The sequence below is a fragment of the Arthrobacter sp. MDT1-48-3 genome, assembly GCF_054511015.1.
On sequence record NZ_JBTNDL010000002.1, the window covers coordinates 438,286 to 452,196 of the forward strand.

The following is a 13,911-nucleotide window of genomic DNA, read 5'->3' on the forward strand; positions in this document are numbered from 1 at the left end:
ACGGAATACCAGCAGAGAACCCAAGTGGTCCTTGCAGACAGCGCTCTCCAGCTCCGCTTTGGTTGAAGTCATCCAAGATTGAAGAATATCCTGAGACATTGAACCGGAACTTCACCACGTTCCGTAGCCGAATAACTTCTACTGCCACGAACCACAGGATTATGGCAGAGGAAAGGTCCCGCGTGTACTCCAGGAACGAGGTCCGCTTATCTCAGCCGGTTCCAGGCACTAACTTCTCGCGTGGCCAGTCAGATCAGAAGAAAAAGTCGGCCGTCCGCGGGCGTGGACCCCACCCTCTCAGGGGACACAGCTAGGACGCCAGAACGCAGTCAGCATGCCACCGATGAGCGCCATCACATCACCGAGTAATCCCGGCACTCCATGAGTCCAGAGTCGTCGCCATTGCCCTCTACCTCATCCAGTTCGCGCGCCTTTCTCGCCTTCTCCCGCTCGACCGCCCCATAGGTCAGCACACAATCATCTGCCGCGCACGGGTCAGGAATCCTGGTCATACCGGCAGGCACCGGCGCCCATGCACGCTCATCCCCAAGATGAGGCGCTATTGCCCACGCAGCAGCGAGATGCCGGCAGGCCAAACCGGCCCAGCTATGTTCAAGAAGGGGTCGACCACCACAGTTCGAGGGTCAACCCGACGCAAGGCCCCCAGACACGCCTCGAGGTCGGCTCGCTCGAGCTGGCCACTACGTTGCAACGCGAGAGCACTCACGAATGTTCGCTGCGCATTGCTCTCCAACGATTTGACTTGCGTATCCTCTCCGGGCTCCCGCGGCCACAAAGCGTTCCTCGAGTCTTTCGCGAACAGTGGAGAGTCTTCGTTCACGGCCTCGACTCCGAGAGATGCTCGTAGGGACTCGGCAGCGGCTCGGTCGTGTCGCACTCGGTGGAGCAGTGGCGCCGTCAGCTCCCAGAGTGAATCGCCCATCATCTCCAGGCGCATTGGTTGGAAGACCCGCTCAACAATCGAGGGCAGTACCTCAGTGGGTGATGCTCCGAACGATAATGCAGATATTTCCAGCCAGGAAGCAGGTGCACCTGCGGGATTCACGCCGTCTGCAAACCATGATTCAAGGCCAGTCAGCCACTTCTGAGTGAGGACGTCCTGTGGATAGAGGAGGGCCCAAACTGAGCGACGGAACACGAACCGCGAGTCTTGCCATGCACGATCTGAATCCCAGACACTCGGCTCACTGGCCGACTGGGAGTCGGGTGGCGGTACGGTGCTTCGTGCTCGTACGTTGCGCCTCGTGGGCCACGGCTGTCCAACCACACCGGCGGCGAGCACTTCGCGTACGTCCGCGGTAGTGACCTGCCACTGCTCGGCGTCAAGCAGTTCGGTAAGCGCCCATTTGGTAACTCTGTCGAATAGGTCGTGGTTGTCACAGTTCTCGTCCGCGGACCGGACAACCAATTCGAGACTTGACCGGTCCGCTCTGAGACGCCGTTTTTTCTCCTGAATGACGGGTATCGAAAGATTGAGCGACTCGCTGCCACTTTCAGTCTGTGCTGCTAAATGTTCGTCGACCAAGTCCCCGATGGCAGGGTTGCGGCCGGCGCTAGTTGCTAATGCCTTTACCGCTCGAAGTGCGCCCCTGTCCTGCTCAGATGGCTTGAGCCGACTACCGGACAGGCGTTGGAGGAGCGAGTCTCCGAAGTGAACCTTCAGCTCTTCCCATCGGTCGGCGACCAAGGTCACGAGGAGTGAGTCTGGTGACCCATAGATGTCTGCTAAGTCGACGCCTGGCTCTTCAGGGTCGCCGATCGTCTCTCTCAGCCCGTCAATCAGGGTGAGGTCGTTGAGGAGCAGCATACTCAACCAAGCATCGCGACGGTTCGAATCCATGTGCGGTCCGTACCCACCGAGGTCTTGGCGGACCGATGCGCGCCATTTCTCCATCTCGGGGGTTACGAGGGCGCGGCTCGCCTGCTCGCGAATGAGGGCCTGTGTAAGTCCTACTGCGATGGTCCGTCGTACGCCGTCGTCCGGGTCGTTCTTCCACGAGCTGAAGATATTCAGAAGGTCGTCCCCCGGGATGCTGCTTATGCACAGTTCGTGCGCCAGGACCTCTCGGACTTCGGGGTCGAGAAACAGCATTAGTCTCATAGCGAGATCTACGACACGGGCGGAATCGGCGCCGGGCTGCTCGACGTGAGCTCTTAGAGCTGCGGAGTGAATCGTGTCGGCGATGCCTTCGGTTACGTGCCGATTGTTCAGTAGCGCCGCAATCGCATAGTCGACGGTCAGTTTCGGCCAAGTGTAGATAATGTCAGCGACATGCCATCCGAGGTAAGAGTCTACGGCGGTGCACGCACCGCAAACATCTACTTCAGCGTGCTCGACCAAGACTCGACGGGCCTGAACCAGTCGCTCCGCCGGGGTTGAGTCCGCCGTGCCGAGCAGCTTTTCCTCAGGCTCTTTCCCGGCTTCGTTGGCGGCGACTGCGTTCCGCATGTGTCGCCATGCAGTTGCGACGGCTTTGGCAAGGAGGACCTGCTGCTCGCTATCGACTTTCCTATTCGGGGTCAAGGTGTTCTTCAGGAGACCAAGGATGCGAATAAAACCAGCTTCGGTTCCCAGAACCGAGACAGCGACCGAAGCAATATTGCCGGCCTTGTCTTCGTCAGCGAGGATTTTTCGCAGGGCCTCGCCAACCTCTTCATCGTCGGAAAACTCCTGCATCAGAGTCCAAGCGACGCCCTGAGGGCGAAACCCTGTCAGCCCCTTCAGCAACACGGCCTTGCGCTGTTCCTCCGGAAGATGTTGAGCGACTACTTGTGCCTCGCCAGAAATGCCTTTAATCTGCCTATCGGCGTAACCTGCCAAGGCTTGTGCGAAAGCAGGGTTTTTGCTCCACTTGCTGGGCACCAGAGCGACGTTGTAAAGGACTAGTCTGTGTTCATCCGGTGAACTGAGCTCACCCCGGACCCAGTCGCGCAATCGGTCATCGTCAGCAAGCGGCTCACATGCCAGTCTCCAGCACAGGCTTCGATTGCCGCCCGTGGCGCCGTTTGTCTTCAGGGTCTCCAATACGAAATCAGCGAGATCGGTGCGGTATTCCACTGGTGCTTCTGCGGTAAGACGCAGGACGAGATCAGTGGTCATCTCAAACCACTCATGCTCGGAGATCCACCTCTCTTCGTAGATGTGCCCGAGTATCCAGTCGATTTCATCCTTGCGAAGCAAAGAAGAAACCCTGGTATCAGGTTCATTCTTCATGAGCAGGTACATCGATGTGATGCGCAGTGTGACGCGACTCTGTCGCCGTCCCCATTTCAGGTGCTCTCGCGTTGACTCTTCATCTGGCCAGCCGGTTACCAGGGCAAGGATCGCAGTCGCCTGCGCTTTGACCGTTGGGCCTTCCAGCACGGAGCGAAGCAGTGGATCAAGGTGCTTTGGGTCTGCGTCCTCCCTAACCTCAGGAAGGACGGCCGCATTGGTGTCCTGGTCGCGCCTCGGAGACCCGAAACGACCTGCGTATGCAAGAGCTGCGTTCCCGCGCACATCGCCCGATTCCACCCTCATTGCGTGCAACAGAACGGCAGCTGCGGAGTCATCCGGGACATCGAGGTCCCGCAGTGCATATACAGCAGGCGCTGGATACGGGCGAGTTGCGTCGAGCCAACGAATGAAGGTCGGAAGGAGTCTCCGACGCACTGAGGGGTTGGCACACGCCCGAACCAGAGCGGCAACGACATTGACCCTGTGCTCCACAGTTGGTGACGTCTCCACCTCGCGAACCAACTCGTCAATATAGGCAGCGGCCTTCCGCGGGGGAAGCTCGACTTCTGAGGCGAGTGCATGAGCAACTAGCTCGGTCGCCGACTCAGCTTGGAACTCCTTAAGCGGCCAGTAGGTGCCCTCGGTGGGCACCGACATCCTGTCCAGCAAGTCGGCGACCGTGTGCGGATTGGACTGCGCTGTGAGCGCTGCCAGAAGAACGTCTAGCCAGGCAGGGTCGGTGAGTCGTTCCTTGAAGACCCTTTCCTGCTCAGCTTGCGCCATTCGGGCCAGTCGCCTGCCTGCGAGGTGGTCGAGAAGCACTCGGTGAACGAATCCGACGTGGTCAGCGCCTTGGGGAACAAGGAGACCGAACTCGTCTTCGGCCATCCGAAGGGCCGCCTTAGCCATCCTGTGGGACTCCGCAGCCGGGTAGCCCAAGACATCGCCGTCGCAGAGCGCCTGCATCAGGAGCTGTTGCATCTCAAGAACGGGGACTGCATAGGTGCTGCCGGCGCTCACTAAAGCGTAAGCCACGGCTTCCATCAACGTTTTGAATTCACGTTCGTCTAGCGGAAGGTCGACCATTATTGAGAATCTGCGGCGCATTGCCGGGTGGCGACGAACCATCAGGTCGACAATCTCATCGTAAAGCGCAAAACGTTTTGGCGGCAGCGGCTCCCCGTGCCAGCTTGTTGCCAGGAGGGCAAGGAACAACGGTTTCCGTGCCAGGACCGCGAGCTCAGGCACACCTGCGAGCTCGTCGAGGAACGGGGTTACGTGCGCACGGTCCCACACGGCAGCAACATCCTCGACTGCTGGCTTGTCGTCACCCTCAAGGTTCAGATCGGGGGCCTCCGGAGGCGCCAAGTACTGCGAAGACATGGCGCGCTGCTGTCGGTCATCTAGGTCGGCGATGTCAGCCCGTGACCACGGCAATGAGAACGTCAGCCGCTCGACGCCGTAGGGCCGTGAAGATAAAACGGCAGCCGCCTCGGGCCGCTGGCCAAGGAACGATTCCAATGCGCCGAGCGCATCGTTAGCAGCCGCTGGGCTCTTCCACTCGTCAATCCCGTCGACCAGCAGCAGGAGTCGGTCATCGCTAAGGGCCCGTTCGACCAGCGGCCACGTCTCGGACATGCCTCGGGCCTGCATCCAGGCCTGGGCCGCCGACACGAGCGAGTTTCCGTCCTCGTCGGCGAGGTGACGGGTGAGGAAGCCGAACGGCAACCAAACGGGCAGCCGACCGCCGTAGGCTTGCTGGAGTACGGTCGACTGCGGAACCAGGCTCAGCACGTCGACCGCTACAAACCGCAGGAGGCTCGACTTTCCCGATCCTGGGGCCCCGACTAGGAGCGCACGTCGGCTGCTAGTGAGCCAATCGTCAGCGGCCTGCCGGAAGCTGTTGTCACCGGAGCTGATCCGGTTCTCGCCGAGCAGCGCTTCGACTGCTCGAAACGAGCGTCGCGGGCGACCCAAGCCAGTTTGCGCACGGGTCTCACCCTTCCGCGTAGCCGCAATGTCAGCCGGTTCTGGGCCCGAAGTGTAAGGTATCGCGGTCGTCGGAACATTCGCGTCGGCTCGGTCGCCTTTGCCAGATAACAGTCCTTCGTCCCTAGGGCTAACCGTTACAATGCGTGGAGTCACATCGACGACGATGAAATCGTTACTGGGCGGTGCGGGCCTGCTGGTGGCGCCACCGAAGCTGCCTGTGGTGTGCAGAGTCGGTCGCGGGACGGCATTCTGTGCCGCAAAAATTGCTAGGTAGTGCGCCGAGAGTTTCTCACGCAGCGACTGAGCATCAAACCACTCGAGCCTTCGTTGTACGCGTTGCAGCCCCTCCGGGCCGCAAAATGGTTCAACCCATGCCCGGCCAAAGAAGTCATCGACGAGCTCGGGCTGTCTCTTTAACCTGTTGCTGATCTCGACCGCACCCCACGGTTCGAATTCGATCTTCCGTGCGCCTAGCGCTTTGGCGGCTCGGCGCACTGCGGCGTCCAATTTTGTATCCGTCAGGTCATAGCTGGTCGCGAGGATGTACTTGCTTGTTTCTGTGGGCCAGGTTCCGTCAAGGAAATCTGCAATGGCGGCATCGATATCGGCCGCTCCCAGCTTCTTCACTCGTCGGGACTGAAGCACCACGTACGGGCGCCCCGTTGAATCGCTCGAACCGGTTGTCTGCATTCGTGCATATGCATCGATGCCTTCTTGGTCCTGGCCACGGGTGCCGTACAGCTTCGCCCACTGGACTTCACCCACGCTGGCGAGCATGCGCATAAACAGTCTCTCGACGTTCTCCCACTCCAGTTCGCCCACTGGGAGCTCTGTGATCCGTGTTTCAACCGGCGGAGTGGGCATCTGGTCGCTAGGCGGTGACCATAGCCAACCTACTCGATCCACCGATTCTGCAGCGACAAGATCATCACGGCAGACGGGCACGGAGCCATCAGGTCCATCTGCAGGTTTGAGCACAATTCATTATTCACTACAGACCTATGGATCTGCTCTGCCATGGCGTGTTCATCCGTCCTCACTGGGATCGCCGATACCTCCCCTGGGCGGGACATGCACCGGCTCCGCAGCGGACCGAAGGGCAGCACCGGCTACATTGAACAGCCGGAGTACGGCACCGCCTGGCGGGTGGCCCTGCAAAGTGGGGCGGCCGCGGCCCGGCGGCTGCACTTCTGGCGCGGCACCGACGGCAAGATCCTGTTGGCCACGGTCGGCGTCCACGACGACGTGAGCATCTGAGTAGAAGAGCGATTCAACGCTGTTAGTCGTCTTCAAACTCTTAAGATGATGAAAGTTGCCGCATTGAATGCGCTGACGCTAGCTCTACCTGTATTCCCCGATCGCTCACCTGTACATGCATGCGCCTGTCGGAATTCGCTTCTACGATCGCACTGGTAGCAAGCCAAGCCGAATTGAGAGCTTTCACTCTTGCAACTTCGGCCGGGAACAGCGACAGTTCGCGGAAGGCGTCTCGTCTCTCAGATCCGTCTGATCGGGGGTCAGTCGCCAGCAGCCGCGGGAGTGCGGGTGCAAGAAGACCGACGAGACGATCCACGACGCGAAGGGCCTTCTCTTGCTCACTCGTCTGCGAAGTCTCATGCGCGCTGCTGGGGAAAACCCGGGAGAAAAACGTAGGCGGGTGACGTAAAGCCTGAGCGAGTTCCAGCTCGAATTCTCCAGTCGTCTTCGTTCGCACTCGCTCGGCCCATTCAACTGCAGGGTCCTGACCGAGAGAACGAATGAACTCCATATCGAGGTGACTACTCGGCAGGGCACTTCGCACCGCCCCAGCGAGATCGATTCGAGTGGAGCATGACAGTGCCTCGAATTGACTGACTATTAGCGAACGGAACGAACGAAGCGTGTCCTGAATCATCTCGAGCTCGTAAAGCACCGACTGCGGCAACGCGACGCGCTTGTTCGCGACGATTGCGTCCATCATCTCTCGCGTTTCTCGCGCCAGATACTCTGAGACGCGCAGGTCCAGTTGATCGCCGACCCGGTGAGCATCACCCCACCGCGCAACCATCTCCGCCAGCCAAGGCAGCCTTCGCGTCTCATCGTTCATTGCCTCATTGAGAAGGCGCCGCTGCCGCGTCTCCCACCACATGCCGATGTTCGCCGCCGTGTTGGCTACCTCGCTGATGATCGACGCGGCGCTCGTTGATCCGCTAGGCGGCGGAAAGATTCCCGCATCTGGAACGGGAGTATCAAAACCCGTGTCTACTCGTTCCCAACGCAGCCCGGCGTTCGTGAAGTTCATGTTCCAGAACTGACCGTCATCTTTTCGGACCCGGAACTGCCGCCGAACATTCGGCTCGTTGTCTGTCATTCGCTCCCCTTCACAGTGAGCGCAACAATACTCGCCAAGCACGGTCAAAGCTGAGCGCCGCGGCCGTAGTTCGAGATGTTGCTCCATCAGGGCTCGGCGCCACCCATACCGCTCTCCAGTCTTCTGAGCATCGGCACGCGATCGCGTTTTTCAGCCAGGTAAGCAGGACCCTTGACCGATTGGCGTGTCCCCCACCAGCCTCGCAGTGTCTGGTTGAGTTGCCGGAGCCGGTCGGCTCTCGAGGTTTTCGACAAGCAACTGCTGGCAAGAGACTTAGAGTCTTGACGAGTGTCGACAGCGACCCAGCTTTCATCCGGTGACAGCTATGAGAACCAGCCCGGTAGCGTCCGATCGAGCTGTTCGCGCCGATCAACACATAGTCGTCGCTTTTGTCGCCAAGTGCGTTGACGGCCCAGCCGCACGGCGAAGACTGTCTCTGTTCAGCATGGAGGCGATCATCATCGCCTTCCTCGGCAGCCTGATCGGTGTTGCGTCAGCGATCGGTGTAGGGGCGGTGGCCAACGCTCTGCTTGATGGTGCGGTGCTGGCAGAGCTTGAAGGGTTGCAGGTGCTGAGGTTCGAGCTGGAGCTTGGGCCCCACCTTTGACCTCTCCGACCATGGACCTGGTCGACGTTATGCCGCGGAAGCTGACCTCATAGCGGATGGACTGCTCATCGACATTAAGACGACTCTCGCCCCCAAGAACAAAGTGGGGCTCCGCCCGGACGTGCTGAAGCCCGTCAATGTCTACCAGCTTCTTGGTTATGCGCTGCTGGATTACTCAAATCGGTACAAAATCGAGCGCGTGGGCATATTCTCGGCCCGATACGGAGTGCTGACCGAGTGGCCTCTTGAGCGAGTCACGTCGCTTACATCAGGAGGCAAGTTCGATTTCCCTGCGGCGCGCTAAGAAGTCTGGGACATGATGCAGCAGGACTTCACTTGAGGCCTGGATCACCGAGAGGAGTTGATGGTATGTCACTGAGCCCGGAGCAGCGCACCGCGCAGCGAGTGTTTGTCGGTCTCGTGCGCGTAGGCGCATTCCGACTTGATCAGGCCACTGGCTGGTCGATCTGGAGAATGGACGGCAGCGAGGCATGGCAGAGAGGCGTCCCGGAACTCCGTGAGGGCCTTGATGCGTTCGGCGTCCCCTACTCCGTGGCCGTTGAGAGACGTGCGGTGCGACATTATGCGCAAACTCAGCTGGGGCTGCGGCTCATTGTGAAGTGGAGCGATGTAGATCAACTTGTGGCATGGGTGCCGTCATTGCGGCAGTACGTCGACGCGGTATCCGGTGGAGCGAAAAGCGCGGGGCGGGGCTAGGAGGCCGTGAACAGCTGCCACGCAATTGCAGGCCATCCAGAAGGGGGTCGGGATAAGGAGGTCGGGGGTCCGCCCCTGCTGCATGTGCTTGAGCCTGGTCATCTCTCCTACGCTCTCGCCCGTATCTCCACGGATAGATCTGCACCACCTAGTTCCTCTCAACGCCGCCCCGCTCCCCTACCGGCAAATGGAAAGGAATAGCTCGAGCGCAACGAAGGTCTCTCGTCACACGCACCTCAGAGCGCAGTCCATAGAGTCTCCCTCTTGACGAACTCGACGCTTTGAGCGACAGTAGCGGATGTAAGACCCCTCGTCGACTGGTGAGGGGTCGCTTTGTTCTTTAGAACTTTTCCTTATATCCCTTCATTCTTCCCACTAGCATTGTTTGGGGAATGAAGGAGCAGGAGCATCGGCCAGCTGATTGATGTGCAAGCTAAGCACCGCCACCATCCGAGTGGCGGTTTCGTCGTTTAAGAGGAGAGAAGTAATGGAAAGAATCGCGGTCTTCATGGATTACGGCAACGTCCACATGCTCGGCCATGACCTGTTCGGACACAGCATAGACAAGCGGGAAACCTACGTGAACCCTCGCCGCGTCGCGGACCGGGTGTTAAGGATGCGGCGTGACCCTTCAGAGCTCGCAGGCGTCTTTGTGTTCCGCGGTGAGCCCTGCAAGTTCCGGGACCCGGAGGCCACTCGCATCTTCAGAAAGCAGAAGTACAGCTGGGCGGTGGACCCACTTGTCACCGCCACCTACCTGCCGCTGCGCTACCAGGACAACCGCCGACCGCCGAAGGAAACCGGCGTGGACGTCAGGATGAGCCTGAACCTGGTCAAAGCCGCGCAGTCGGGGGTCTACGACACGATCGTTGTCTTCACCGGCGACGGCGACTGCTTCCCCGGCATCGAAGACGCCTCCCAGACAAAGACACACATCGAGGTCACTGCCTGGACGAGCGGAACCGGTTTCAAGGGCAACCTCGCCACGGCGTTGGCAGTAAATCGCCTGGGCCTGCGGTGCCACCGCCTCGACGACACCGATTTCTGGGCCTGCCAGGACCTGCCGAAGACCGCAGCCGCCTGACAACCGCACTGCTATGCCCTCAGACATCCCAAACAAGCACACCTTGACGATGGAGACCCCGTACATGATCGACAACTCAAACGAATCAGAGCACTACCGCCTTGCCCTCGAAGCCGATCCAACCCTCCGAGCCCTTGATCAAATCGTCGGCATGATCTGCGAGATGGGTCTGCCTTGCAGCACGTCCTGGTCCGACCTCGTCAAACCGCTAACCACTCCTCATCTAGGAGTGATGCGCGGGTGCGGCGTGGAGAACGCAGACAATCCCTCCCGCCCTGACCAGATCACGGAAGAAATTCAGGCTCACCTCTTGGCCTACCTGGGAAATAAGGAAAACGTGGCGGCAACAGCCGAAAGGATGAACAAATATCGTCTTCCGGCGACGAACGGCACAGAGGAATGGCTGCGTACAAGCGAGGCATGGGACGCAATGGCCCGGGTGTGGATCCGCAGGATGCAGGACGCTGCTCCGGCCGACGGAACGATCTGAACCGTTGGTGTACGTCCTCCGGCCCTGCGTTTCTCGTGCGAGGAACGCAGGGCTGTGCCGTATGGGTTGCCTTCGCCAATGTCTCGGGCATCTCAGCGCCGCAGCGCTGGGGCGTTGGGGCGCCCGGCCAGTGAGGTGATGGCAGGCCTTGGGATCTGTAGGCGCTGCACCCGGGTGGTGCCGGTTGGGACAACGAGTAAGGATTATGCGTTGCCGTTAGGAATTTACTAAAGCAACCCCGGCGTCGCCGGCCGGGCGGTTCTTCAGGGACCATTCCTGGTCTTTGGCGTGGAGCCAGAGCACGATGTCCATGATCCGCAGCCTGGATGCACTCGGTGGGGCACCCGCAGCGAGCAGGATGCCATCCAATCTGCCGGCCAGTCGGGGGTCTTCCTGGAACGCCTGGTGCCACACCGTCCACTGGTCCGCCGAGCTGCCCTTGGGAAGTCCCATGATCGGGCCGACGTAGCTGTCGAAGACGGGAATGAGCTTCGGGCGTTTCCGGGCCATGATTTTGCTGGCCGTCGTCGGACCGATACCCCACGGGTAGTCCTGGCGTCCGCGGAGGATGTCCCACAACTGCTGTGCAGCACTTTCCGGCCCCAAATGGGCGCCGAATTGTGCCGGGGTCAACGTCGTGAAGTCGAGCGATGCTGGGATTTGAGCGAGCAGGCGCCGCACGTCGCCGCTTCGGTGTCCTGCCAATCCGATGGCCGCTTCCGGCGGTACATCGACGGAGAGCATGGAGACGGCAACGAAATCGTCACCGGTCAACTCGTTGGCAACCTCCACCCGGTCTCCACCGCCGGCCCACTCATCAAAGTGGGCACCAGATCGGGGCCGACCGGTGCCCTTCAATGGCCCGTAGTACCGCTTGACCAGCTCTACTGCCTCATCGAAATGGGCCGCGTCCAGGATCGGGTGTGTCATCAATTCCTTCCAGCCTCGGTGAGTGTCATTGGTTCCCGTTTACCGTGTATCTACCAGCTCGTGGTCGTGCTCCCGCCGGGTTGCAGGTGTCCGGTCGTCCGGGCGCTGATGAAGTCCCGGAGCGCTGCCGGGTCCAGGGGTGTTCCGCTGTTCATGGCCTTACCGACTTCCAGACCGCCGATGCGGTCGAAGATGGACACACGCGCCAGCCGGATGCCCGGTGTGTGCAGCGCGTAGGCGTCCCTCACCGCGTCGTACAGGGCGCGTTGTTTCCACCTCGATGACCCCAGATCCAGGAAGGAACCCTTCCGGTCGGAGCCGCCGAACATCCGATCCGTTGACGAATTGGCCCAGCCGTTAGCTTGGCAGGCCCGCAGGCAGTGCGCTTCGCCGCTGGTGCTGTAGTGCCGGTACACACCCGCCCAGGGAAGCCGGTCCGCCCAGGGAATGCGAAGGGTGCGCTCACGGTAGCGGTTGAAGTGCAGTTCCTCATCGAACTCGATGAACAACCCATCCACGGTAGCGAGGTCCCAGGCCCCGGCGGCGAAGTCCGCGTCGTCGCGCGCTCCCCCGAGTCCGCGGTACAGGCCGGCGATCTCGGTCCTCACCACTAGTGGCAGGTCGCGGGTGTTAGCCCTCGTTTCACCCTGACGCTGCTCCGGTGTAGCAAGACCGATGCCCGCACCGATCAGGGCGTGTTTGAAGTTGTCTGCGCGTTTCCCCATGTGCGGGAGTGTATCCGTATCCCGGGACAAGAAATCGGCCGCGCTGAGGTGTGAGGGCGGTCAGACAGGCCGCGGCGGAGTGTCCGGGAAGGTGCTGGAGGATTCGATGTACCTACTACATCCTGGTCTGGGCAAGCGACGATCCGTCAGAGGCCCTTCGACGCAGCTGCGGCCCATGTTCTAGCGAGAAGTTGGGGGTCGGGGCGCCACGCCGCAATATCGGGAATGACTGCCAGCTTGCGCCCGTCATAATCCTTCAGAAGGCGGTCGACGGCTTCACCAGGGCCACTGTTCATGACCCGGCGTGACACGTGGATGGTCAGGTCATCGGCCACCGCGAGCAGGCCGTCGTCGAAGGCCGCGTGGTGGTTCTTGCATAAAGCGAGTCCGTTGATGACGGAGGCGATGCCCTGGTCGTCCCGGTCGGGAACGATATGGGCCGCATCCAGCAAACCGGCGATACCAAGTCCGCACACCGCGCACTGATTGTTGTAGGCCTGAAGGACGTCCCGGCGGAACACGGGCTGATGCAGTCGTTGCCGTGTCGTCCCGAGGGTCCATCGACGTTCGTACTCCGGCGCGATACCAGCCCGGAGGGAAAGGTAGGCTCCGCTGACGTCGAGTGCGAAGACCCGATCACGATGCAGGTATCGGTGCACATACACCGGGAACACGGCCTGATACGTGCTGCCATCCATGGGGGCGAATACGACCAGGGGGACGCGTGCCTCCAGGGCCGATAACAGGCCCTGGTCCGCCCTATTCGTTTTGCCCCGCTTCTCGTGAGGGTATCGGAGCATCCCCGCGTCATCAACAGCGCGGGCAAGGCCAATGCGCGAGGCCGATGGTGACAGTCTCAGGGAGACCGGAATGTCGAACCTCGGGGGGATCACCACTGGGTCTGAGGAGGGCAGGATCGCGGCCGGCTGACCGTCCACGGTGAGGCCGGCCAGGTCACCGCGGGTGAACAGCCGGCTTGCGTTCTCCTCCATCCGCTCAAAGATCCGCAGCCGCCGGGCCGAAGCTTGTACGCCCTCCGAGGAAGCGCCCGTGTAGGGGTCTCCCCGCCAGGCACGGAACGTCGCGATCTCCGAGGCCGGGAGGACCGTCCGTGGATCCCACTCAGTGATCAGCCACATGTACCCCTGGGCGGTGAGCAGATCCACGACGGGCAGTGCATTGGCGGATGCGATCGTCCTGAATTCGTCCAGGGACCTCCGGAAGTTCTGGTAGTCCAGATACGGGTTCACATCGTTTCGGGTGGCCGGCCAGCCGATGGTCCGCCAGAACCGGCGGACTGCCTGTGGGCGGTAGGGAGGATGATCGGCGGCTCCACGCGCCATCAGCAGCACCGAGGCCACGGCCGTGCCGATCCCAGGGGTCAAGCCCGCACTATGGGTCCGCAGGTCCCTGACGAAGCGGTTGAAGGATGCTTCCGAGAGGCTGCCGTCCCACAGAAGCCGAAGCAGGGGTACGAGCACCTCGGGTCGTGTCTTCGCGGCACGGACGAGCTCGTCGGTGTAGCGCCAGTTCAACAGGTTGGAGCCCTCGAACGCGCCCGCGAACACCGCTGCCCACTCGGGATCGTCGGCCTGAAGCAGGTCGCGGGCGGCCGCCAGTTTCGCCGCGGATTTCATCTTGTAGGTCATCTCTTCGTCCGCGAAGTCGATGGTGGGAAGCATCTGCTTCACCCAGAAAGCGGAATCGACGAACCTTTTCCTGTGACCTGATACCGGCATTGCACCAGCTTAGGCTTCCTGTACACAAGTCTTCCTGCC

General features: G+C 60.9%; 9 protein-coding genes. 4 read left to right on the top strand and 5 right to left on the bottom strand.

The genetic code is table 11. From position 1 onward, the window contains the following. Positions 1–559: 559 nt before the first annotated feature. Positions 560–6,052: an NACHT domain-containing protein gene (locus ACX80L_RS06940; protein WP_459288579.1), complete on the bottom strand. Its 5,493-nt coding sequence runs from the start codon at positions 6,050–6,052 to the stop codon at positions 560–562. Positions 6,053–6,247: 195 nt separating this feature from the next. On the opposite strand from ACX80L_RS06940, the gene ACX80L_RS06945 reads away from it, so the two are divergent. After that, entirely contained in the window at positions 6,248–6,487 is a 240-nt protein-coding gene (locus ACX80L_RS06945; RefSeq protein ID WP_459288581.1) for a hypothetical protein, read from the top strand. Positions 6,488–6,527: 40 nt separating this feature from the next. On the opposite strand, the gene ACX80L_RS06950 is transcribed toward ACX80L_RS06945, so the two are convergent. Next, positions 6,528–7,580 carry a hypothetical protein gene (locus ACX80L_RS06950; RefSeq protein WP_459288583.1) on the bottom strand — a complete coding sequence of 351 codons (1,053 nt, stop codon included), beginning with the start codon at positions 7,578–7,580 and terminating at the stop codon, positions 6,528–6,530. A gap of 445 nt (positions 7,581–8,025) precedes the next feature. Here ACX80L_RS06950 and ACX80L_RS06955 point away from each other — a divergent pair, with 445 nt between their 5' ends. The 3 genes from ACX80L_RS06955 (at position 8,026) to ACX80L_RS06965 (ending at position 10,478) form a co-directional block, all read left to right on the top strand. Further along, on the top strand, positions 8,026–8,187 hold the full coding sequence (locus ACX80L_RS06955) for a hypothetical protein (protein WP_459288585.1): 162 nt from the start codon (positions 8,026–8,028) through the stop codon (positions 8,185–8,187). Between the two features lie 1,204 nt (positions 8,188–9,391). Further along, entirely contained in the window at positions 9,392–9,988 is a 597-nt protein-coding gene (locus ACX80L_RS06960) for an NYN domain-containing protein (protein WP_459288587.1), read from the top strand. 64 nt (positions 9,989–10,052) lie between these two features. Then, positions 10,053–10,478 carry a hypothetical protein gene (locus tag ACX80L_RS06965; protein WP_459288589.1) on the top strand — a complete coding sequence of 142 codons (426 nt, stop codon included), beginning with the start codon at positions 10,053–10,055 and terminating at the stop codon, positions 10,476–10,478. A gap of 216 nt (positions 10,479–10,694) precedes the next feature. On the opposite strand, the gene ACX80L_RS06970 is transcribed toward ACX80L_RS06965, so the two are convergent. The 3 genes from ACX80L_RS06970 to ACX80L_RS06980 all read right to left on the bottom strand — a co-directional run bounded on the left by ACX80L_RS06970 (position 10,695) and on the right by ACX80L_RS06980 (position 13,872). Continuing rightward, on the bottom strand, positions 10,695–11,408 hold the full coding sequence (locus ACX80L_RS06970) for a DUF6308 family protein (RefSeq protein ID WP_459288591.1): 714 nt from the start codon (positions 11,406–11,408) through the stop codon (positions 10,695–10,697). 50 nt (positions 11,409–11,458) lie between these two features. Further along, positions 11,459–12,133, bottom strand: a complete 675-nt coding sequence (locus tag ACX80L_RS06975) for a DUF7255 family protein (protein WP_459288593.1) — start codon at positions 12,131–12,133, stop codon at positions 11,459–11,461. Positions 12,134–12,279: 146 nt separating this feature from the next. After that, entirely contained in the window at positions 12,280–13,872 is a 1,593-nt protein-coding gene (locus ACX80L_RS06980; protein WP_459288595.1) for an HNH endonuclease, read from the bottom strand. Between the last annotated feature and the right edge of the window lie 39 nt (positions 13,873–13,911).